Annotated in this window: 17 protein-coding genes; 12 read left to right on the top strand and 5 right to left on the bottom strand. The window is 67.7% G+C overall.

What is annotated here, in order from left to right; all coding sequences use genetic code 11:
- Nucleotides 1–11: 11 nt before the first annotated feature.
- Nucleotides 12–605 carry a mechanosensitive ion channel family protein gene (locus tag AC07UW_RS14915; protein ID WP_025879067.1) on the top strand — a complete coding sequence of 198 codons (594 nt, stop codon included), beginning with the start codon at nucleotides 12–14 and terminating at the stop codon, nucleotides 603–605.
- A gap of 584 nt (nucleotides 606–1,189) precedes the next feature.
- Here the strand turns inward: AC07UW_RS14915 and AC07UW_RS14920 are convergent.
- A complete protein-coding gene (locus tag AC07UW_RS14920) occupies nucleotides 1,190–1,456 on the bottom strand; it encodes a DksA/TraR family C4-type zinc finger protein (RefSeq protein ID WP_025879161.1) in 267 nt (88 codons plus the stop codon).
- A gap of 106 nt (nucleotides 1,457–1,562) precedes the next feature.
- The gene (locus AC07UW_RS14925; protein WP_336030832.1) at nucleotides 1,563–2,120 is read right to left on the bottom strand and encodes a DUF2058 domain-containing protein; all 558 of its coding nucleotides are present in this window, start codon (nucleotides 2,118–2,120) and stop codon (nucleotides 1,563–1,565) included.
- 61 nt (nucleotides 2,121–2,181) lie between these two features.
- On the opposite strand from AC07UW_RS14925, the gene AC07UW_RS14930 reads away from it, so the two are divergent.
- The 3 genes from AC07UW_RS14930 (at nucleotide 2,182) to AC07UW_RS14940 (ending at nucleotide 5,100) form a co-directional block, all read left to right on the top strand.
- The gene (locus AC07UW_RS14930) at nucleotides 2,182–2,682 is read left to right on the top strand and encodes a M48 family metallopeptidase (protein WP_059064772.1); all 501 of its coding nucleotides are present in this window, start codon (nucleotides 2,182–2,184) and stop codon (nucleotides 2,680–2,682) included.
- A 46-nt stretch (nucleotides 2,683–2,728) separates the two neighbouring features.
- On the top strand, nucleotides 2,729–3,427 hold the full coding sequence (locus tag AC07UW_RS14935) for an RNA pseudouridine synthase (RefSeq protein ID WP_025879164.1): 699 nt from the start codon (nucleotides 2,729–2,731) through the stop codon (nucleotides 3,425–3,427).
- A gap of 104 nt (nucleotides 3,428–3,531) precedes the next feature.
- Nucleotides 3,532–5,100, top strand: a complete 1,569-nt coding sequence (locus AC07UW_RS14940; protein ID WP_495212321.1) for a phospholipase D family protein — start codon at nucleotides 3,532–3,534, stop codon at nucleotides 5,098–5,100.
- A gap of 3 nt (nucleotides 5,101–5,103) precedes the next feature.
- Here the strand turns inward: AC07UW_RS14940 and AC07UW_RS14945 are convergent, their stop codons facing one another.
- Nucleotides 5,104–6,183 (bottom strand): HDOD domain-containing protein, encoded by a 1,080-nt coding sequence (locus AC07UW_RS14945; RefSeq protein WP_223496097.1) that lies wholly within the window; start codon nucleotides 6,181–6,183, stop codon nucleotides 5,104–5,106.
- A 272-nt stretch (nucleotides 6,184–6,455) separates the two neighbouring features.
- Here AC07UW_RS14945 and AC07UW_RS14950 point away from each other — a divergent pair, with 272 nt between their 5' ends.
- Nucleotides 6,456–7,553 carry a Glu/Leu/Phe/Val dehydrogenase dimerization domain-containing protein gene (locus tag AC07UW_RS14950; RefSeq protein ID WP_100553191.1) on the top strand — a complete coding sequence of 366 codons (1,098 nt, stop codon included), beginning with the start codon at nucleotides 6,456–6,458 and terminating at the stop codon, nucleotides 7,551–7,553.
- An 85-nt stretch (nucleotides 7,554–7,638) separates the two neighbouring features.
- Here the strand turns inward: AC07UW_RS14950 and AC07UW_RS14955 are convergent, their stop codons facing one another.
- Nucleotides 7,639–10,476 (bottom strand): S8 family serine peptidase, encoded by a 2,838-nt coding sequence (locus AC07UW_RS14955; RefSeq protein ID WP_495212322.1) that lies wholly within the window; start codon nucleotides 10,474–10,476, stop codon nucleotides 7,639–7,641.
- A gap of 181 nt (nucleotides 10,477–10,657) precedes the next feature.
- Between AC07UW_RS14955 and AC07UW_RS14960 the strand changes: the two genes are divergently transcribed.
- The 3 genes from AC07UW_RS14960 (at nucleotide 10,658) to AC07UW_RS14970 (ending at nucleotide 12,859) form a co-directional block, all read left to right on the top strand.
- Nucleotides 10,658–11,833 carry a thiolase family protein gene (locus AC07UW_RS14960; protein ID WP_223496101.1) on the top strand — a complete coding sequence of 392 codons (1,176 nt, stop codon included), beginning with the start codon at nucleotides 10,658–10,660 and terminating at the stop codon, nucleotides 11,831–11,833.
- A 124-nt stretch (nucleotides 11,834–11,957) separates the two neighbouring features.
- Nucleotides 11,958–12,299 carry a hypothetical protein gene (locus AC07UW_RS14965; RefSeq protein WP_025879170.1) on the top strand — a complete coding sequence of 114 codons (342 nt, stop codon included), beginning with the start codon at nucleotides 11,958–11,960 and terminating at the stop codon, nucleotides 12,297–12,299.
- A gap of 149 nt (nucleotides 12,300–12,448) precedes the next feature.
- Nucleotides 12,449–12,859, top strand: coding sequence for a hypothetical protein (locus tag AC07UW_RS14970; RefSeq protein ID WP_025879171.1), 411 nt, complete (start codon nucleotides 12,449–12,451; stop codon nucleotides 12,857–12,859).
- Nucleotides 12,860–13,030: 171 nt separating this feature from the next.
- Here AC07UW_RS14970 and AC07UW_RS14975 read toward each other — a convergent pair whose 3' ends face one another.
- Nucleotides 13,031–14,668, bottom strand: a complete 1,638-nt coding sequence (locus AC07UW_RS14975) for an acyl-CoA dehydrogenase family protein (RefSeq protein WP_495212323.1) — start codon at nucleotides 14,666–14,668, stop codon at nucleotides 13,031–13,033.
- Between the two features lie 114 nt (nucleotides 14,669–14,782).
- Between AC07UW_RS14975 and AC07UW_RS14980 the strand changes: the two genes are divergently transcribed.
- The 4 genes from AC07UW_RS14980 to pdeM are packed head-to-tail and all read left to right on the top strand — an operon-like array spanning nucleotide 14,783 to nucleotide 20,472.
- Nucleotides 14,783–15,781: a ligase-associated DNA damage response exonuclease gene (locus AC07UW_RS14980; protein ID WP_032977105.1), complete on the top strand. Its 999-nt coding sequence runs from the start codon at nucleotides 14,783–14,785 to the stop codon at nucleotides 15,779–15,781.
- On the top strand, nucleotides 15,778–17,385 hold the full coding sequence (locus AC07UW_RS14985) for an ATP-dependent DNA ligase (RefSeq protein ID WP_495212324.1): 1,608 nt from the start codon (nucleotides 15,778–15,780) through the stop codon (nucleotides 17,383–17,385). The genes AC07UW_RS14980 and AC07UW_RS14985 overlap by 4 nt, the downstream gene beginning before the upstream one ends.
- On the top strand, nucleotides 17,382–19,841 hold the full coding sequence (locus AC07UW_RS14990; RefSeq protein ID WP_495212325.1) for a ligase-associated DNA damage response DEXH box helicase: 2,460 nt from the start codon (nucleotides 17,382–17,384) through the stop codon (nucleotides 19,839–19,841). The genes AC07UW_RS14985 and AC07UW_RS14990 overlap by 4 nt, the downstream gene beginning before the upstream one ends.
- Nucleotides 19,831–20,472, top strand: coding sequence for a ligase-associated DNA damage response endonuclease PdeM (gene pdeM / locus AC07UW_RS14995; RefSeq protein WP_394198595.1), 642 nt, complete (start codon nucleotides 19,831–19,833; stop codon nucleotides 20,470–20,472). The genes AC07UW_RS14990 and pdeM overlap by 11 nt, the downstream gene beginning before the upstream one ends.
- The last annotated feature ends 17 nt before the right edge of the window (nucleotides 20,473–20,489 follow it).

A 20,489-nucleotide genomic window follows, 5' to 3' on the forward strand; every position in this document is an offset into this window, starting at 1 on the left:
GTTGTCGCCCCATGATGTTGTCGCTGAAGGACCACCTGCCCGCCTGGACCCACCCCTGGCTGCATGACATCGGGATCGCCCTGCAGATCCTGATCACCCTGCTCGCCGCCTGGCTGCTGCGGGTGCTGGCGCGGCGCCTGATCCGCCGCTTCGCCGACCATTACACGCTGCCGCCGGAAATGGTGATGGGCGCGCGCCGGATCACCAGCTTCGTGGTCTATTTCAGCGCGGTGCTGTACATCCTCAGCCTGCTCGGCGCATCGCCCTCGGTGCTGTGGACGGCCTTCACCGGTTTCGCTGCGGTGGGCGCGGTGGCGTTCTTCGCGGCCTGGAGCGTGCTGTCCAACATCTTCTGCACGCTGCTGATCTTCACCACGCGACCGTTCCGCCTGCATGACTACATCGAAGTGCTGGAGAACGGCGAAAAGCCCGGGCTGAAGGGCCGGGTGATCGACGTCAACCTGATCTACACCACGCTGCAGGAAACCGGCAACGGCCACGAGGGCACGGTGCTGCAGCTGCCGAACAACCTGTTCTTCCAGCGCACGGTGCGACGCTGGCGCGATCCGACGCAGGCGCCCGGCGGCATCCAGGGCGACGGCTGAGGGGGTGTTCGGCAGGGCTGCGCCCTGCACCCGCAGAGGCCTTCAAACCAAGGCAACGTCAACGTCAACGTCAAAAGCCGGCATTCCGTGGGATGGCGGGGCACTGTGGGTGTGCGGGGACGCCGTGAATCCATCCCTGGAGGCTTGGTCGCGGCATCCATGCCGCTCACACCCCGCAAACCCACAGTGCCCCGCCTTCGACAATTCTCGGCTGCTGTTGGTAGGTGTCGACCTTGGTCGACACGTAGATCCACGCCACGCGTGGATGCTCTTCGATCCAATATCGAAATATTCGATTTCCATCGGAATTCATCCACGCATGGCGTGGATCCAACAGCCCCCTGGAAACTGTCAGAGGCGGGGTGGTGTGGGGCTGCAGGACCGTTGGCGCCATGGATGGCGCCATCGAGCCCCCAAGGATGGGTTTACGGCGTGTCCTGCAACCCCACACCGCCCCGCCATCCCACGGAATGCCGCTGTTGCTGTTGCTGTTGCTGTTGCTGTTGCTGTTGCTGTTGCTCTTAAGGTTGCCGGCCAGCGGCCTGCACTACCGCGGGTGCAGGGCGCCGCCCTGCCGACCACCCTTACCGCAGTTGGCTGTCCTTGCTGCCCCGGCGGTTGTAGCCACTCTGCGCCTGTTCCTCTTCGTCGTGCGCCTGCTGACAGTTCACGCACAGCCGTACGCCAGGCACTGCCTGACGCCGCGCCAAGGGAATCGGCGCGTCGCATTCCTCACAGTGTTCCAGACCCGGGCCCTGGCGCAGCTGGCGCCGCGCGCGGGCAATCGCATCGTCGACGGTGGCGTCGATCTGGTCCTGGACCGCGCCATCTCCGGCCCAACCGGTAGCCATGGCCATCCTCCGCAGGTGTGTCGCCTGATATGGGGACAATACACCCCGCCGCAATCGGTAGCGCCGGGCCATGCCCGGCGGACGCTGCGGCCGGTTCAGCGCCGCCTTACCAGACCAGGTCGTCGGGAACCTGGAACTGTGCGTAGTAGGCGTCATCCTCGGCGTTGCCGGTGGAGATCTCGGCGCTGGAGCCGGGCGTGCCATGGTCGACGACGATGGCCTCCGGGGCGCGCTCGCGCACCTTCTCCGCCGCCGCGCGCGGCAGCACCGCGTAGCCATCGCCATGGGCCACAATGACCAGAACGCCCACCGACAGCGCCTTGCGCAGCTTGGTATCGATCAACAGGGTGCGGATCACCGCGCCATCGCTGAAGCGGTACTCGTCCTCGCCTTTGTGCGGCACGGCGTGGGCGCTGATGATCTGCCTGGCCTGCGCCTTGCGCTCAGCCTGCTTGGCCTGCGCGTTGCGCTCGGCAGCCAGCGCGCGGTCACGTTCGATCTTCTCGGCCCGGGCGCGTTCAGCTTCACGCTGGACCTCCGCCGACGTCGACTCGGCCTTGCCCTGGCGGGCCTTGGCCTGTTCACGCGCGGCGGCACTGGCCTGCGACTTCTTGGCCAGGCCGGCCTTGAGCAATTGTTCCTGCAGCGCGTTGGGCTTTGCCATGGTCGATACGTACCGCGTGTAATCTGGATGCCCCATTCTACCGACGCGCCGACGCCCCTGCATGGCTGTCCTGAAGTACCTCACCGGCTACCCCGAACCCCTGGTCGCCCAGGTCAGCGATCTGCTGGCACAGGGCAAGCTCGGCCCCTGGCTGCAGCAGCGCTACCCCGACCCGCATGAGGTGCGCAGCGACCGCCAGCTGTACGACTACACCCAGGACATGAAGGACCGCTACCTGCGCAAGTCGGTGCCGCTCAACAAGGTCTGCTACGACAACACGCTGGAGGTCATCAAGCATGCCCTGGGCACCCACACCGCCATTTCCCGTGTACACGGCGGCCGGCTCAAGGCCAGCCGCGAGATTCGCATCGCCACCGTGTTCCGGCAGGCGCCAGCCGCCTTCCTGCGCATGATCGTGGTGCACGAGCTGGCCCATCTGAAGGAGGCCGACCACAACAAGGCCTTCTACCAGCTGTGCCAGCACATGGAGCCGGATTACCTGCAGCTGGAGTTCGATACCCGCCTGTACCTGACCGAGCTGGCCAACCGCGGCCAGCGCTGAGCCTGCGTAGCGGCTACACTGCGCGCCCCCTGCCCGACCTTTCGCCATGGAACCGACCCGACTCGACAAACGCCTGTCCGCCCTGCTCGGCATCCCGCGTGGTGAAGCGCGGCGCTATATCGAGGGCGGCTGGGTCAGCGTCGATGGCGAAGTGGTGGAACAGCCGCAGCGCCCGGTGGACGAGAGCGCCAGCATCGTGGTGGCCGAGCAGGCCAGCGACAGCAAGGCAGAGCGCGCCAGCATGCTGCTGCACAAACCGGCGGGCGTGCCAGCCGATGCCCTGTGCGCGCTGATCCGCACCGAGACCCGCAGCGAACTGGATGCCAGTGACATCCGCCCGCTGCAGCGGCACTTCCACGGCCTGCAGCTGGCATCCTCGCTGCCGGCCGACGACAACGGGCTGGTGGTGGTCAGCCAGGATCCGGCGGTGCTCGCGCACCTGCAGCGCAACCTGGGCCGCACCGAACAGGAGTACCTGGTCGAAGTGGCTGAAGGCGGCCCGGAACGTGGCCCGTGGCTGATGGCCCGGCTGCAGCATGAAGCAGGCGGCCCGAAGGTCAGCTGGCAGAGCGAGCAGCGCCTGCGTTTTGCAGGCAAGGGACTGACCGCGAAGGGCCTGAGGACGGCGGTGACGGCTGCCGGCCTGCAGGTCGTGGCCGTACGCCGCCTGCGCATCGGCCGGGTGGCGCTGGGCCCGCTGGCCGTGGGCCAGTGGCGCTATCTGGGCAGCGACGAGCGGTTCTGAGTCACGGCGCTTCATCCACGCATGGCGTGGATCTACCGGTGGCAGTTCATCCACGCATGGCGTGGATCTACCTCCATGCGTAGCCAGGATCTACCATCGGCGTCATGAGTCTGCGCAAACCCCTATGGCGACGCCTGCTGCGCGTCGCCGCGATCATCATCGCCGCACTGCTTCTGCTGGTGCTGTCCGGCCTGCTGCTGGCCGACCACCTGGCCCCGCAGGCGCGCGGCGAAGCATCGCAGGTACTGCCACTGCAACCTTCGCAGACGCCCATTGATCGGCAGATGATGCCCCTGCAGGCCGCCCATCCCGGGCAGTCGGGCGTGGCCTTCCTCAGCGATGGCATGGATGCGTTCGCTGCCCGCGCGATGATCACCGAGCACGCCGGCCGCAGCCTGGACCTGCAGTACTACATCTGGCACGACGACCTGATCGGCCACTTGATGGCCAAGGCGCTGTACGACGCTGCCGAACGTGGCGTGCGGGTGCGCATCCTGCTTGATGACATGAATGCCAAGGACAAGGATGCGCTGATGATGGCGCTCGATGCGCATCCCAACATCGAGCTTCGCCTGTACAACCCGTTCCGCAACCGCAGCGGCATGGCCCGCACGCTGGAGCTGGTGCAACGCGCCTTCAGCGTGAACCACCGCATGCACAACAAGAGCTGGATCGCCGATGGCCGCATCGCGATCGTGGGTGGCCGCAACATCGGCGAGGAATATTTCAGCGCGCGCAGCGACGTGAATTTCCAGGACCTGGACCTGGTGGTGGCCGGCCCGGCCGTGCAGCAGGCCAACCAGATCTTCGACGACTACTGGAACAGCGACGCGGCGATTCCGATCTCGGCGCTGGCGACCTATACCGATGCACAGCTGCGCCAGCTGGTGCGCCAGTCCGATCTGGACGCGCTGCATGCGCAGGCCCAACCGTACCTGCAGCGCGTGGCCGAGTCGCGCCAGCGCCAGCGTGCCAGCCCGGAGCCGCTGCACTGGAGCAGGCAGGTACGGATCGTGTCCGATCCACCGATGAAGCACCACGGCGATGCACACGACGACTGGCTGGTCACCGAGCTGGTCCAACAGCTGCAGTCGACGCGCTACAAGGCACTGTTGATCTCGCCATACTTCGTGCCCGGCAGCGAAGGGCTGGACGGACTTTCGGCGATGGCCGGACGCGGCGCCCAGGTCGGCGTGGTGACCAACTCGCTGGCGGCCAACGATGTGGCTGCCGTGCACGGTGGCTACATGGGCTACAGGGTGCCGCTGCTGAAGGCCGGCGTGCAGCTGTACGAACTGAAGGCGAACGGCCAGGCCGGTGATGGCAGCCTGTTCGGCAGCAGCGGCGCCAGCCTGCACACCAAGGCATTGCTGGTCGACGACCGGCGCGGGTTCGTCGGATCGTTCAACCTCGATCCGCGTTCGGCCTATCTCAACACCGAGATGGGCGTGTTGTTCGACGACCCGGTGCTGGGCGCACAGCTGCGCTCGGAATACCTGCGCCTGGCCAGCCCGGAACACAGCTGGTGGCTGGCACTGGGCGCTGATGACGAACTGCGCTGGCTGCAGCGCGAGCCGCCGCCGCACTGGGTCGATGCCGAGCCCGGCAGCAGTCTCGGCAAACGCTGGACGGCACGGGTGATCAGCTGGTTGCCGCTGGAATCCCAGCTGTAACGATCAGGGGGCGGCCCCCTCGCCATCGCCGTGCAGGCTTTCGTCCAGAGTTTCCACATTGCGCCCATGCAGGCGCCGCCAGATCCAGCGCAGCGCGTGCGGCGGCGCTGCCGGCAACTGTTCGAGCAAGGCCAGCATGCGGCCCTGGCTGGCATGCCCGTGCCGGCACAGCAGGCTGGCCGCCGCAGCGGCGCTGGCCAGGCGCAGGCTGTCGGCCAGCGGACCGTCTGCATCAGGCGCCAGGGCCTGATGCACCGGTTCGGGCAGTTCCCACGCTGCTGCCACCCGCTGCGCCAACGGCAGTGACCACTGCTGCAGCAACTGCAGGGCCAGCGCCGGCTCCACTTCTTCGCCACGCACCTGTGCTTCCTGCAGCAGTTGACGCATGACCAGCGCCGCGCCCAGGCCCTGCACCAGGCCCAGCCATTGCGCAGCGAAGGCATCGCCGAAGGTGACCGTGCGGGCGTGGTCGGCGGCCGCGCGCGACGCCAGCAGCGCGTGCTCCCATATGATCGAACTGAACTGCGGGAACACCTCGCACTGCACCTGCATCACTGGCTGCACCAGCACGGCGCTGATGATCTGCCGCACACCTTCGGTGCCGACCAGGGTCACCGCCCGCTGCAGACTTTCCACGGGCCGCTCGTGCACCTTGTAGACCGGGCTGTTGGCAATCCGCAGCAGGTTGCCGGTCAGCACCGGATCCTGGCCGATGATCGCCGCCATCACCCGCGCCGATGCAACGTCGTCATTGACCGTCTGGATCAGCTGCGGCAGCAGTTGCGGGCGCCGCGGCAGCTGCCGGGTAGCCCAGTCGCGGTCCTGCAGCGCGCGGTCCACCGCTTCGGCCAGACCCGATGCGCTGACCGCCGCCGGTTCGCCTGCCAAGCGCGGATACAGGGCCAGCGCGTGCAGTCCGCGCTGCAGGTGGGCGGCGACCTCGGCCGCCGGCAAGGCGTCGCCCTGCAGGCTGGCCGCCGCAGCCGCCACGGCCTGGCGGGGGGCTGCGGCCAGGCGTGCCGGGGCCTGCCCGGTCAGCTGCGACAGCCAACGGAGCACAGATCGCCACCACGCTGCGGTCATCGCCGCCCATCCTGTCGTTGTCCTGCTGCCACTGCCTGCCCCTGCGCCTTCATCACATCCGGCGACCTGCCGTCGTCGCAGCATCGGCCGCACTTTCATCTTCTTTAACCCGGGCGCGTCCGGCGTCGACGGCATAGCCCGGGCGAATGGACTAGAATGGCGCCGCGCGACCCGTCCCCCTGTACCGACGACGTCGCTTTTTTTGTTTTCGGACCCTACCGTTCATTGGCAGTTCGCCGCAGTTCACCGCAGATCGCGCCATCGGAGACCCCATGCTATTCGAAACCCTCGCAACCACCGGCCACGAACAGGTGGTGTTCTGCCACAACCAGGATGCCGGCCTGCGGGCGATCATCGCCATCCACAACACCACCCTGGGCCCTGCCCTGGGCGGAGTGCGCATGCGCCCTTACGCCAGCACCGACGATGCGCTGGCCGATGTGCTGCGGCTGAGCCGCACGATGACCTACAAGAATGCGCTGGCCGGTCTCAATGTCGGTGGCGGCAAGGCGGTGATCATCGGCGACCCCAAGGTCGACAAGACCGAAGTGCTGTTCCGCGCGTTCGGCCGCTATGTCGATTCGCTGGGTGGTCGCTACATCACGGCCGAGGACGTCGGCACCGACGTCAACGACATGGAGAACATCTACCTGGAGAGCCAGTTCGTCACTGGCGTGCACCAGGTCCATGGCGGCTCGGGAGATCCGGCGCCGTTCACCGCCTATGGCGCGCTGCAGGCGTTGATGGCCTCGATGCGCTTCAAGTTCGGCCATGAGGAAGTGGGCAAGACCAGCATCGCGGTGCAGGGCCTGGGCCATATCGGCATGGAACTGGTGAAGCTGCTGCGCGACCGTGGCGCCAAGCTGTACGTGACCGACTTGGACAGCGCGCTGGTGGATCGTGCGGTCAACGATTTCGGCGCCGAGGCAGTCAAGCCGGACGAGATCCACGAAGTGAACGCCGATGTGTTCGCGCCGTGCGCGCTGGAAGGCGCGATCAACGCCGACACGCTGCCGCGGATCAAGGCGAAGATCATCTGTGGCACCGCCAACAACCAGCTGTCCAGCCTGGAGATCGGCGACGAGCTGCATGCGCGCGGCATCCTGTATGCGCCGGACTACGCGGTCAACGCCGGTGGCGTGATGAACGTGTCGCTGGAAATCGACGGTTACAACCGCGAGCGCGCGATGCGGCTGATCCGCAGCATCTACCACAACCTGACGCGCATCTTCGAGCTGTCGCAGCGCGAGAACATCGCCCCGCAGCGCGCGGCTGACCGGATAGCAGAAGCGCGCATCCTGTCGATCGGCAAGCTGAAGATGCCGCTGGGCCGCAGCACACCGCGCCTGGGCAATCTGCGCGGCGGCTGAGCGCCACCCTCGGCAACCTGACGCGTGCCGACCGTGGGTCGGCACCGCCGGATGAACGCGCCGGGCAGCAGGCCCGGCGCCATGATCAGAAACCGGTGCTGTAGCGCAGCGCCGCCTGACGTGCATCATCGCCACCCACGCGCTGGTCGATGCCCAGGCTCAGGCGGCCATTGCGGCCCCACCACGATTCCAGCGCCAGGCCGAACAAGGCACTGCCACGCGGTGCGTCAACACCGGCCAACGGCGCCCAGGCGTCAATGCCAACGAAACTTGCCTGCCAGGCCTGCTCACCGCCATCCAGCCGTTGCTGCCATTCGGCATGGCCGCGCAGGGTCCAACGACCCCACTGCCGCTCACCCCGCAGGCCCGCCAGCATCTGGCTGCGCTGTGCACGCGACGCCTCACCGCGCAGGCCGAAACCGAAGCCGCCCTGCTCGCTGAAGCCATCGGTATCCAGGCGGGTGCTGCTTGCCCCCAGGTACGGTGTCAACGACGCACCGATGCGCCCGAAACGGTAGCCGCCTTCAACGCTGGCACTGCTGAAACGTCCGCCGTAGCGCGCGGACACACCGTAGGCACCGGCACCCAGCAGCAACTGGCGATCCAGTTCCCGGGTGAACTGGCCGGTGCCGAACTGGGCCAGCGCATAGCCACGCCCCAGGCTCCAGCCGGTATACAGCTGCGCCTGCGCCTGGCGGTCACGCCCACGGTCACCACTGAAGTTGCTGCCACCATTGCTGCGGGTTTCGCCAAAGGCCATGCCCAGCAGGCCGTTGCTGCCCAGTGCCACGTCCTGGCCGGCCATCCAGCCCTGGCTGTCGGCGGTGTTGCCGGCAAAGCTGCCCTGCCCGGCTTCACCCAGCGCGCTCTGCCAGGCGCCACGCAGTTTCGGCGCAGCCTGCACGCGGTCGAAGCGCTCGGCAACCGCGCGGCGCGACATGTCCACGCTGTCGAAGGTCGACGCTTCAGCGCGCGCATGTGCTTGTCCGGACAGGCTCTCCAGGCTCGCCGACAGGCCATCGGTTCCGCCAGACGTACGCTGCAGCGCGCCTGCGGCCACGCCGAACGCCGAGCCCTGCAGATCCGCATTGCGGTCCAGCGCGGTGAATGCCGACTGCACCCGCAGTGCCGATGCCTGTGCATTGGCGCCCAGGCCCGATGCGGCTGCCGAAACGTTGACCTGGGTCAGGTCCATCCACGCGTCGTTGCTGCCATAGCCGTACTGCGCCTGCAGCAGGGTCAGGCCGTTGGCGCCGGTGTTGGCCACCGGCGTGGTGAACGTGCCGTTGATACCGCCGTTGGCATGGACCAGGTCCTGGCGGCTGCCGACCTGCGGCACGTAGCCGGACACGATGCCATCGACCACGACGCCACCGGCCAGGCGTGCGGTGCCGGTCACCTGCAGCGCGTTGACACCCAGTGCGACGATCAGCTGCGCATCCGGCCGCTGGCTGTAATTGCCTTCGATGGTCGCGGTGGTGTTGGCGTTGACCAGCACCACGCTGGCGCCGTTGTCGACGTTGCCGATCACCCGCGGCGTACCGGGCATGAACTGCAGGCCGGCCATCGAGGCCCCGCCGGAACCGGAGACGCTCACGTTGGAACGGATCACGGCGCCACCGCGCAGGGCCAGGGTGCCGCGCTCGATGCGGGTCGCACCGCTGTAACTGTTATTGCCGCTCAGCTCCAGCCGGCCATCGCCGCGCTTGATCAGGCCGCCAGTGCCGGCGATGTCGTTGCTCCAGATCGAGCCCGAAGAGGCCGCGTCGACATTGACCGTGGCATCGCCCCAGTCGAAGCGGCCGGGACCGTTCACCGCCTTGCCGACGTTGAGCATGCCGTAGCCGTAGATGGGATCGACGCCCGGCGCCCCGATGTCGGTGGCGGTGCCGAGCAGGGTCTGCCGCACCAGGTCGTTGTCGAAGTATGGATAGCGCTGCCAGACCAGCGCCGCAGCACCGGAGATCAGCGGCGCGGCGAAGGACGTACCGTAGTTCCACAGGTACTTGCCGGTACCCGGCTCCGGGAACACCGCGCTGCCGGGAGCGGTCAGGCAATAGCGCGCGGCGTCGCCACAGGCATTGGCCCACGGCGCACGTTCACCGGGCTTGTTCGGATCGATCGCAGTAGCTACCAGCCAGCCTTTTTCCAGATCCGCTGCCGGCAGCGATCCGCCGAAGCCACGCTGGCTGGGCAGCGCGGCCACGCTGCTGGGCTGGTCGCGCCCTTCGTTGCCTGCAGCGAACACCACCAGGCCACCGTGATTGATGATGAAGGGGCGGTATTCGCCCGCGACCTGCGCGGTGGTGCCGAGGTCGGTCCAGTACAGGCCGCCCCAGGAATTGTTCATCACCTTCACGCCGTAGTTGATCAGGTCCTGGTGGACCCCGGCCACGCCCAGCGTGCCGCTGAAGGAATTGCCCTTGCCGCTGCCGTCGTCCTTGGGCGCGGTGTCGGAAATGATGCGCGCCGAGACGATCTCCGCACCCGGAGCGATGCCCCCGGGCCAGACACCGACCGATGCGCCGGCGGCCAGGCTGGCTACCGCCGTGCCATGGCCAAGCACGTCATCAACGTTGAGATTGTTGCGGCTCGGGTCGATGTAGTTGAGGTTGGCCACCACCCGCCCGTTCAGCGCCTCGGCATTGCGCAGCACGCCCGAATCGACGATGCCGATGCGCACGCCGCGGCCGGTCGCGCCAGTGGCCTGTGCGGCACGCGCGTTGGTCTGTGCCAGATGCGCATCCACGGCCGGCTCAAGCGGTCTGGCAGCGGGAGGCGGGGTGACCGGGGGCGTGACCGGAGGCGTGGTCGGGGGCGGGTCGATGCGCACGTTGCTGCCGCCGCCTCCACCGCCACACGCCGTCAGCGCCACCGCCAGCGCCGATGCCAGGACCGACCTTCCCATCGTCTTACGTTCCATCGTTTCCTTCCCATGAACGTTGGCCTGCCGCCATCCGGGCAGGCATCCAGTACTGCCCAGCGGCAGTCTTCGCCGACCCTCTATACTGGGCCGACCCCCACGCAGTCTGCCGGGAAACGGCGCCGTATCCAACGCCCGTCGTCTCCTTTCCGAACATTGCTCACGCATCAACGAGATTGCCATGTCCAACATCGTCATCGCCGCCGCCAAGCGCACCGCCATCGGCTCCTTCCTCGGCCAGTTCAACGGCGTTCCGACCCCGACCCTCGGCGCGGCCGCCATCGCCGCCGCGCTGGAACAGTCGGGCGTGCCTGCCAGCGACGTCTCCGAAGTCCTGATGGGCTGCGTGCTGCCGGCCAATCTCGGCCAGGCCCCTGCCCGCCAGGCAGCGATCGCCGCCGGTATTCCGCTGTCGGTCGGCGCCACCACCCTCAACAAGGTCTGTGGTTCGGGCATGAAGGCCATCATGCTCGGCCATGACCTGATCAAGGCCGGTTCGGCCAAGGTCGTGGTCGCCGGCGGCATGGAATCGATGTCCAACGCCCCGCACCTGCTGCCCAACTCGCGCACCGGCAACCGTTTCGGCAACTTCCAGGCCGTGGACCACATGGCCCATGACGGCCTGGTCAATGCCTATGACGGCAAGGCCATGGGTGAATTCGCCGAATGCGCCGTGGACAAGTACCAGTTCACCCGCGAAGAGCAGGACGCCTACTCCATCGAATCGGTCAAGCGCGCACAGGCAGCCCAGGCCAACGGCGCCTTCGCCGACGAGATCGTTGCGGTGAAGGTCGCCACCCGCAAGGGTGAGGTCGAGGTCGCCAGCGACGAACAGCCCGGCCGTTCGGACATTGCCAAGATCCCGACCCTGCGCCCGGCCTTCAAGAAGGACGGCAGCGTGACCGCCGCCAGTTCCTCCAGCATTTCCGATGGCGCCGCCGCCGTGGTCCTGCTGACCGAAGAAGATGCTGCTGCACGCGGCCTGCAGCCGCTGGCGCGCATCGTCGGCCATGCCACCCATTCGCAGGAGCCGGAGTGGTTCACCACCGCCCCGATCGGTGCCATCCACACCCTGCTGGCGAAGACCGGCTGGTCGCTGGACCAGGTCGATCTGTTCGAAATCAACGAGGCCTTCGCCGTGGTGGCGATGGCACCGATGCGCGAACTGGGCATCCCGCACGACAAGCTCAACGTGAATGGCGGTGCCTGCGCGCTGGGCCATCCGATCGGCGCCTCCGGCGCACGCCTGGTGGTCACCTTGGTCAACGCATTGCGCACGCGCGGCGGCAAGCGCGGCATTGCCACCCTGTGCATCGGCGGCGGCGAAGCGACGGCTATCGCCATCGAGTTGATCTGAAAGGATTTAACGTCTATTTCGCAAAAATGAATGCGGGATCGCTTGACACCCAATCTTGGCTTGTCATCATGTTGTCGGCGCGCAGCATGCGCGTTGCCTAATTCTAACGACGAGGATTTACACAATGAGCATCAACAAGCTGCTGGTCGCGATGTCCCTGGCTCTGGCCCTGGCCGCCTGCTCGAAGCAGGAAGCTGCCCAGGACGCCGCTGCTTCGGCCAACCAGGCCGCCACCGAAGCCCAGGCTGCTGCCGACCAGGCCGCCGCTGCTGGCGCCCAGACCGCCGACGCTGCCCAGCAGGCCGCTGACACCGCCGCCACCGCTGCTGACGCTTCGGTCGACGCCGCTGCCCAGGCTGCTGGCGCTGCCACCGACGCCGCTGCTGGCGAAGCCAAGGACGCCGCCAAGGCTGCCGAAGCTACCGCTGAGCAGGCCAAGGACGCTGCTGAAGAAGCCAAGAAGTAATAACTTCTTTCTTCAAGCTGTTCTGAAGAAGCCGCTGGTTCGCCAGCGGCTTTTTCTTTGCGCGCAGTTCCGTGCGCAGGTCACCACCAGGTCTTCACAACGGTATGAATAGGCTGGCGTCCCCATCCATTGCAGTACCGGAGACCGCCATGAAGATCCGTCCGCTGACCACTACCCTGCTGGCCGCCTCCCTGCTGCTCGCACTGGCTGCCTGCAAGGGCCCGGAAGCCGAACAGGCCAAGCAGGATGCCGCGCAGGCTGCCGACAGCGCCGGTGTCGCCGCACGCGATGCCGTCGACAAGGCCGCTGCCGCCACCCGCGACGCTGCCGACAAGACCGCTGCCGCCTCTGAACAGGCTGCTGCCGATACCCAGCAGGCGTTGGACAGCGCCGCAGCCGCGACCGCCACCGCCGCCGACAAGGCCAAGGTTGCAGCCACCGATGCCGCCGCCCACGCCAGCGACGCCACCGCCGATGCCGCGCAGAAGGTCGCCGACAAGGCCCGCGATGTCGCAGACGACGCCAAGGCCACTGCCGCCAAGGAAGAAGCCAAGCACTAAGGCCTTCGCGTTCGTCGGGCATGGCCCGGCGCTACCGGAAAAGCCGCGGCATCGCCGCGGCTTTTCTGCTTTTCGCTTCTTCTGTTGATTCCGTGCTGGGCGCGCACGGAAACCGTCCAAGGCCGCGCTCCTGCGCCGCCCACCATGAGGGGCTTCGCCGTTGGCCGTCACCTACGGCAGCGCGCGTGCCAGCATCGCCGCCACATCCAACCCCGCCGGCAGCGTGCCGAACGCCAACCCATGCTCGCCGTGCAACCGGCTGCGGATGAACGCTTCGGCCATCGGACTGCGCGCGCGCAGCAACAGCGCCGCCTGCAGCAGCAAGGCAGTGCGTTCGCAGAACACCCGTGCCTGTGCCTCCTCCGGCGCCGCCGCATCGCGCCACTGCTGCAGTGCCGACGCATAACGCGCATCACGATCGGCCACCGCCTCCAGTTCACCGTGCAGCGCCGCCAGCACCTCCGGCTCGCGCGCCAGCGCGCGCAGCACATCCAGGCACTGGATGTTGCCGCTGCCTTCCCAGATCGAATTCAACGGTGCCTGCCGGTACAGCCGCGGCAACATCGATTCCTCCACGTAGCCGGCACCGCCCAGGCATTCCTGCGCTTCGTTGACGAACGCAGGTGCGCGCTTGCATATCCAGTACTTGCCCAAGGCCGTACCCAGCCGCGCGAGCGCGGCCTCGGCCGGATCGCTGCCAGCGCGATCGACCGCGCGCGCGATGCGCATCGCCAGCACCGTGGCCGCTTCCGATTCCAGCGCCAGATCGGCCAGCACGTTGCCCATCAGCGGATGGTCCATCAGTGGCTTGCCGAAGGTGCGTCGATGCCGCGCGTGATGCAGCGCCTGCGCCAGTGCCATGCGCATTTCCGCCGCAGCGCCCAGCATGCAGTCCAGCCGGGTCATCATCACCATGCCGATGATGGTGGCCACGCCGCGTCCTTCCTCGCCCACACGCCAGGCCTGTGCGCCACAGAACTCCACTTCGCTGGAGGCGTTGGCCCAGTCGCCCAGCTTGTCCTTCAAGCGCATCAGGCGGAATGCATTGCGATCGCCATCAGCCAGGCGCCGTGGCATCAACAGGCAGGTCAATCCGGCCGGCGCCTGCGCAAGTACCAGGAAGCCATCGCACATCGGTGCGGAGAAAAACCACTTGTGGCCGATCAGCCGATAGCGCTCGCCATCGATGGGTTCGGCGCGGGTGGTGTTGGCGCGCACGTCCGAACCGCCCTGCTTTTCGGTCATGCCCATGCCCAGGGTAATGCCGGCCTTGTCGGCCACCGGCACATCACGTGGGTCGTATACCGGTGCGGCGGCCTTGCGCGACCACTCGGCCAGATGCGGCTGCCCGCGCAGCACGGCTACCGCGGCGTGGGTCATGGTCAACGGGCAGCTGGTGCCGGCCTCGGCCTGGTGGTGCAGGTAGCTCAGCGCAGCGCGCGCGACATGCGCGCCGGGCTGTGGCTCGTGCCAGGACAGCCCTGCCACGCCATGTTCCTTTGCCGTCTGCATCAACTGGTGATACGCCGGATGGAACTCCACGGTGTCGATGCGATGTCCCTGCGCATCATGGGTGCGCAGGCGCGGGCGATCGCGATTGGCATCGAAGCCCAGCCGGTACAGCGCGTCGCCGGCCAGCCCTCCGTACGCCGCCAACCGCGGTGCGAACGCCGCCGCGCCCTCGCGCTGCACGGCCTCCATCAATGCGATGTCGTCGGTCCACAGCTGCCGGCCGGCGAACGGCGGCGGCTGGTTGAGCACCACATGGGTTTCGTAGGGAGCGCTGCTGTTGAAGCTCGGTCCACTCATCGGTTCCTTCCCCGCCGGCAAGAGGTGTGCGGTCCGATTGTGCCGTATCGCCCGGCAACCCCGCGTTCAGGCCGATTCTCGCTACGTGCACGACCGGACCGCCACAGTGACGGCATGGCAGGCAAAGACGATCTGGTAGTACTGCGGCCGGAAGGGCTGTACTGCGCGGCAGGCGATTTCCATATCGATCCCTGGCGGCCGGTACCGCGCGCGGTCATCACCCATGGCCATGGCGACCATGCGCGTCCGGGCATGGGCGAGTACCACTGCAGCACCGGCAGCGTGCCGATCCTGCGCTGGCGCCTGGGCGATGTGCCGCTGCACGCGCATGCCGAGGGCGTGCCGTTCGCGCTGGGCCGGGTGCAGGTATCGCTGCATCCCGCCGGCCACGTGCTCGGCTCGTCGCAGGTGCGCATCGACGATGGTGAGCAGGTCTGGGTGGCGTCGGGCGACTACAAGCGCCAGCCGGACCCGACCTGCACTGCATTCGAAGTGGTGCCCTGCGATACCTTCATCACCGAAGCGACGTTCGCGCTTCCGATCTACCGCTGGCCCGATACCCGTGCCGTGGCGGCCGAGATCGCCGCCTGGCGCCGCGAGTGCGCGCAGCGGGGCGAAGCGGCAGTGCTGCTCTGCTATGCGCTGGGCAAGGCGCAACGCGTGCTTGCCGAGCTGCGTGCGGTGGATGACCAGCCTGCTTGGCTGCATGGCGCCATCGCCAACGGCGTGGCCGTCTATCGCCAGGCCGGTGTGCCCATGCTCGACACGCTCACCGTTGCCGAACAGGGGCGTCAGCCCGATGCGGCCGGCCAGCTGATCTTGGCCCCACCCTCGGCCGCCGGTACGCCGTGGCTGCGCCGGTTCGGCCGTCACCAGCTCGGTTTCGCCTCGGGCTGGATGCAGTTGCGCGGCAACCGCCGCCGGCGCAACGTCGACCGTGGCTTTGTGATCTCCGACCATGCCGATTGGCCAGCGCTGCTGCAGACCATCACCCAGACCGGCGCGCAGCGCGTCATTGCCACCCACGGCAACACCGATGCGTTGATTCCGTACCTGCGCGAACGCGGCGTCGCCGCCGAAGCGTTCCGCACCGATTTCGGAGGCGAGGAATGAAGGCCTTCGTCGCGCTGTACCAGCGGCTGGATCGCAGCACGGCGACGCTGGACAAGCGCGCGGCGTTGATCGATTACTTCCAGCACGCACGCCCGCATGACGCAGCGTGGGCGCTGTACCTGCTCAGCGGCGGCAAAGTGGGCGGCGCGCGCCGGAAAATTGCGGGCAGCGGCGAATTGCGGACGTGGATCGCTGAAGAATCCGGTCTGCCGCCATGGCTGGTCGAGGACAGCTACGCGCAGGTCGGCGACCTTGCTGAAACGCTCACCCTGCTGCTGGATGATCCGGCCACCGAAGCCGAGGATCGCCCTCTGGCCGACTGGATCGAACACCACCTGCTTGCCGTTGCCAACCAGCCGGAGCCTGTGCGTCGTGCCGCCGTAGTCGAGGGCTGGCGACAGCTGGCATCGGCCGAACGCCTGGTCTTCAACAAGCTGCTGACCGGCGCCCTGCGCGTTGGCGTATCGCAGCGCGTGGTGCAGCAGGCATTGGCCGAGTGGTCCGGGTTGGATATCGCCCGCATCGCCCAGCGCATGCTCGGCGACTGGGCGCCCTCCCCCGGCCTGCTGGCCACCTTGCTGTCTGCCGAAGAACTGCCGACCGATCGTCAGCAGCCCTACCCGTTCTTCCTCGCTTCGCCGCTGGAAGGCGAACCCGCCGAACGGCTGGGCGACATCAGTCACTGGCTGCTGGAATGGAAATGGGATGGCATCCGCCTGCAGCTGCTGCGACGCCAGGGTGAGGTGGCGTTGTGGTCGCGCGGCGAAGAACGGCTGGACGGTCGCTTCCCGGAGATCGAGCAGGCTGCAGCATCGCTGCCCGATGGCTGCGTGCTGGATGGCGAGCTGCTGGCATGGGACGACGCCGACAATCTTCCCCGAGCATTCACCGCCCTGCAGACCCGCATCCAGCGCCGCAAACCGGGAGCGGCGACCCTGCGCAACACGCCGGTACGCGTGCTGGCCTACGATCTGCTTGAGCGCGACGGTGAGGACCTGCGTGCGCTGCCGCTGCAGCAGCGACGCGTGCAGTTGGCCGAGGTGATCGGTGCGCTCGGCGATCCGCGAATTCAGCTGTCGCCCGAGGTAGACGCCGACGATTGGCAGCATGCCGCGCAGCTGCGCGAAGCATCGCGCGAGCGTGGCGTGGAAGGGCTGATGCTCAAGCGTCGTGATTCGGTCTACCAGTCCGGGCGTCGCCGTGGCGACTGGTGGAAGTGGAAGGTCGAACCGCTCACGATCGATGCGGTATTGCTGTACGCGCAGGCAGGCCATGGTCGGCGCAGCACGCTGTACACCGACTACACCTTCGGCGTCTGGGACGGCGAAACACTGGTCCCAGTAGCCAAGGCCTATTCCGGTCTGGACGACAAGGAAATCCTCGCCCTCGACCGCTGGATACGTGCACACACGCGTGAACGCTTCGGCCCGGTGCGCAGCGTAAGTGCTGAACAGGTGTTCGAACTTGGTTTCGAAGCAGTCAACCGCAGCGCGCGCCACAAGTCCGGCATTGCCGTGCGCTTTCCACGCATCCTGCGCTGGCGCCACGACAAGCCGGCTGCCGAAGCCGACCACCTGGCCCAGTTGCAGGCGCTGGCGCGATGAAGCGCAGCGATGCGCTGCAGCGCCTGCACGAGTGGTTCGGCAGCCGCGGCTGGCGCCCCCTGCCCTTCCAGCGCGCGATGTGGCTTCACTATCTGGCGGGCGAATCGGGCCTGCTGCACACCCCAACCGGCAGCGGCAAAACTCTTGCCATGTTCGGCGGCCCCTTGCTGCAGGCGATGATCGACCCGCCCCCCGTACCGCGTCGCGCCAGCGCGGTGCGCCCGCTGCAGGTGCTGTGGGTAACGCCGCTGCGGGCGCTGGCCAGCGATACCGCACGCGCGCTGCAGGCACCGATCGACGGCCTGGGCCTGGGCTGGCGCGTGGGGCTGCGCAGCGGCGATGCCAGCAACCGCGACAGGCGCCTGGCCCGCGAAGGTCGCATCGACGTGCTGGTCACCACGCCGGAGTCGCTGGCGCTGCTGCTCAGCTATCCCGACACCCTTGAGCGCATGCGCCAACTGCGCTGCGTGGTGGTGGACGAATGGCACGAACTGCTGGGCAACAAGCGCGGCGTGCTGCTGCAGTTGAACCTGGCGCTGCTGCGTGAGGCGGCCCCCGCGGCGCAGCTGTGGGGGTTGTCGGCCACATTGGGCAACCTGCCACAGGCGCGCGACGTACTGCTGCCACATCGTCCACAGGCAACGATCGTGGAAGGTGCACGGCAGCGGCCGGTGACGATCCGCAGCCTGCTGCCCGAACCCGGCGAACGCTTTCCATGGGCCGGGCATCTTGGCCTTTCCCAGCTTCCGCGCGTTCTCGATGCATTGTTCCGTGCACGCAGCAGCCTGCTCTTCACCAATACCCGTGCGCAGGCGGAACTGTGGCACCAGGCCCTCGCAGCCGTGTGGCCGGAGGATGCCGGCACGCTCGCCCTGCACCACGGCTCGTTGGATCCTGCGCTGCGACAGCAGGTTGAAGACGGACTACGTGCGGGCACGTTGCGGTGCGTGGTGGCCACCTCCAGCCTTGATCTGGGCGTGGACTTTCCGGAAGTGGACCAGGTGCTGCAGCTGGGCAGCCCGAAGGGAGTGGCGCGCCTGCGCCAGCGCGCCGGGCGTGCCCGCCATCGGCCCGGTGCCAGCGGCCAGATACTGTGCATTCCCAGCCATGCGCTGGAACTGGCCGAGTACGCGGCGGCCCGGCACGCGTTGCATGACGCGGTGATCGAAGCGCGACGTCCTCCCACGTTGTCGCTGGACGTATTGGCCCAGCACGCCGTCAGCCGCGCGCTGGCGGGCGGCTTCAACGCCGATGCACTGCTGGAACAGGTCCGTGGCACGCATGCCTTCGCCGCGCTGGAGGACGCACAGTGGAATGCGGTGATCGATTTCATCGTGCAGGGCGGACGTGCATTGTCCCGGTACCCGGAGTTCCATAAGGTGGTACGCGATGCCGACGGCGTGTACCGCATGCCCGATCGCCGCCAAGCGCTGCGCCATCGGCTGTCGATCGGCACCATCAGCAGCGACGGCAGCGTGCGCGTACAGTTCCTGCGTGGCGGCAGCCTGGGCGCGGTGGAAGAGCAGTTCGCCAGCCGCCTGCGCCGCGGCGACCGTTTCCAGTTTGCAGGGCGGCTGCTGGAGCTGGTGCAGCTGCGCGACATGACCGCGTTCGTGCGCGTGGCGCGCGGTGGTGGTGATGGCGTGGTACCGCGCTGGCAGGGCGGTCAACTGCCACTGTCGATGCCGCTGGGCCGCGAACTGGAAAAGGTGCTGTCAGGCGCCGACCAGAGCGCGGAGTCGCGGTGGCTTGCGCCGCTGCTGGCATTGCAGTCGCAGCTGTCTGCGGCGCCATCGCCCGACCACCTGCTGGTGGAAGACGTGCGCCGACGCGAAGGCCAGTTCCTGTTCGTCTATCCCTTTGCGGGCCGCCATGTGCACGAAGCGCTGGCCGCGCTGCTGGCCCTTCGCTGCACCCGTCGGCAACGCAACAGCATCGGCTATGCAGTGAATGACCATGGCCTGGTGCTCGCTCCGGCCACGCCGGTGGATCTGCAGGAACAGGACTGGCGGGCAATGCTGGATGCTGGCGATCTGCTGCAGGACCTGCGCGAAGCGGTGAACCTGGGCGAGCTGGCGCGACGCCAGTTCCGCGGCATCGCGCGCGTGGCGGGCCTGCTGGTACCCAGCCTGCCGGGTGGCATGCCGCGCTCGCTGCGCCAGCTGCAGGCCTCCGCCGGACTGCTGCATGACGTGCTGCGCGAGCACGACCCGGAGCATCTGCTGCTGGCATTGGCCGAGCAGGAAGTACTGCATGACAGCCTCGACCTGCCCGGGTTGCAGCAGCTGCTGGCACGCATCGCCACACGTTCGTTGTCCCTGCAGCGGCCCTCATCACTGACCCCGCTGGCATTTCCCTTGTGGGCCGAACGCCTGCGTGGGCAGTTCAGCAATGAAGACTGGCGCACGCGCGTGCAGCGTGCCGCGCAGCAGCTGGAGCGCCGCCATGGCCGCTGATCTTCCGCTGCAGCTGGGAGGTGAGTCGATGCTTCTGCTCGGCGGCCGGGCGCTGCTGTGGCCGGCGCAGCGCGCGTTGTTGATCGCCGACCTGCACCTGGGCAAGGCGGACGTGTTCCGGCGTGCGGGAATCGCCCTGCCGTCGGGCGGCACCGGCAATGACCTGCAGCGCCTGCAGGACCTGGTGACCATGCACCAGTGCCAGCAACTATGGATCCTCGGCGACGTCCTGCACGGCCCGGCGCATCGCGCGGCCTGGTATCAGCAATGGCTCGGTTGGCGAGAGCAGCACGCGGCGCTGGACATCCACGTGGTGCGCGGCAATCACGACCGTGATCTGCCGAAGGCGGCGCTGCAGGTGCAGATGCATGACGACGCTCAATTGGGACCGTTCCTGCTGCGGCACGAGCCGCTGGCCGATGCCTCCGCGCACGTGCTGGCGGGCCATGTGCATCCGCAGGTTGCGTTGCCGGCACTGCGTCGGCGCTTCCCCGCGTTCTGGCTGCGCCAGGGCGTGACCATCCTGCCGGCATTCTCGGCATTCACCGCCGGTGTGGTGCCTGTACTGGCGCCGGGCGAACAGCTGCTCGCCTGTGTGGAAGACAGCGTGGTGCCGCTGCCGGTTCGCTGAGGCGTCGAGACCTGCGC

This window comes from Stenotrophomonas sp. GW821-FHT02D01, from assembly GCF_059421765.1.

What these genes read in the sequence shown, in the direction of transcription:
- AC07UW_RS14970 (WP_025879171.1), top strand. Translation starts at nt 12,449, where the DNA reads ATGAAGATCCGTCCGCTGACCACTACCCTGCTGGCCGCCTCCCTGCTG.
- AC07UW_RS14955 (WP_495212322.1), bottom strand. Translation starts at nt 10,476, where the DNA reads ATGGAACGTAAGACGATGGGAAGGTCGGTCCTGGCATCGGCGCTGGCG.
- AC07UW_RS14940 (WP_495212321.1), top strand. Translation starts at nt 3,532, where the DNA reads ATGAGTCTGCGCAAACCCCTATGGCGACGCCTGCTGCGCGTCGCCGCG.
- AC07UW_RS14980 (WP_032977105.1), top strand. Translation starts at nt 14,783, where the DNA reads ATGGCAGGCAAAGACGATCTGGTAGTACTGCGGCCGGAAGGGCTGTAC.
- AC07UW_RS14990 (WP_495212325.1), top strand. Translation starts at nt 17,382, where the DNA reads ATGAAGCGCAGCGATGCGCTGCAGCGCCTGCACGAGTGGTTCGGCAGC.
- AC07UW_RS14920 (WP_025879161.1), bottom strand. Translation starts at nt 1,456, where the DNA reads ATGGCTACCGGTTGGGCCGGAGATGGCGCGGTCCAGGACCAGATCGAC.
- AC07UW_RS14975 (WP_495212323.1), bottom strand. Translation starts at nt 14,668, where the DNA reads ATGAGTGGACCGAGCTTCAACAGCAGCGCTCCCTACGAAACCCATGTG.
- AC07UW_RS14915 (WP_025879067.1), top strand. Translation starts at nt 12, where the DNA reads ATGATGTTGTCGCTGAAGGACCACCTGCCCGCCTGGACCCACCCCTGG.
- AC07UW_RS14925 (WP_336030832.1), bottom strand. Translation starts at nt 2,120, where the DNA reads ATGGCAAAGCCCAACGCGCTGCAGGAACAATTGCTCAAGGCCGGCCTG.
- AC07UW_RS14945 (WP_223496097.1), bottom strand. Translation starts at nt 6,183, where the DNA reads ATGACCGCAGCGTGGTGGCGATCTGTGCTCCGTTGGCTGTCGCAGCTG.
- pdeM (WP_394198595.1), top strand. Translation starts at nt 19,831, where the DNA reads ATGGCCGCTGATCTTCCGCTGCAGCTGGGAGGTGAGTCGATGCTTCTG.
- AC07UW_RS14985 (WP_495212324.1), top strand. Translation starts at nt 15,778, where the DNA reads ATGAAGGCCTTCGTCGCGCTGTACCAGCGGCTGGATCGCAGCACGGCG.
- AC07UW_RS14935 (WP_025879164.1), top strand. Translation starts at nt 2,729, where the DNA reads ATGGAACCGACCCGACTCGACAAACGCCTGTCCGCCCTGCTCGGCATC.
- AC07UW_RS14930 (WP_059064772.1), top strand. Translation starts at nt 2,182, where the DNA reads ATGGCTGTCCTGAAGTACCTCACCGGCTACCCCGAACCCCTGGTCGCC.
- AC07UW_RS14965 (WP_025879170.1), top strand. Translation starts at nt 11,958, where the DNA reads ATGAGCATCAACAAGCTGCTGGTCGCGATGTCCCTGGCTCTGGCCCTG.
- AC07UW_RS14960 (WP_223496101.1), top strand. Translation starts at nt 10,658, where the DNA reads ATGTCCAACATCGTCATCGCCGCCGCCAAGCGCACCGCCATCGGCTCC.
- AC07UW_RS14950 (WP_100553191.1), top strand. Translation starts at nt 6,456, where the DNA reads ATGCTATTCGAAACCCTCGCAACCACCGGCCACGAACAGGTGGTGTTC.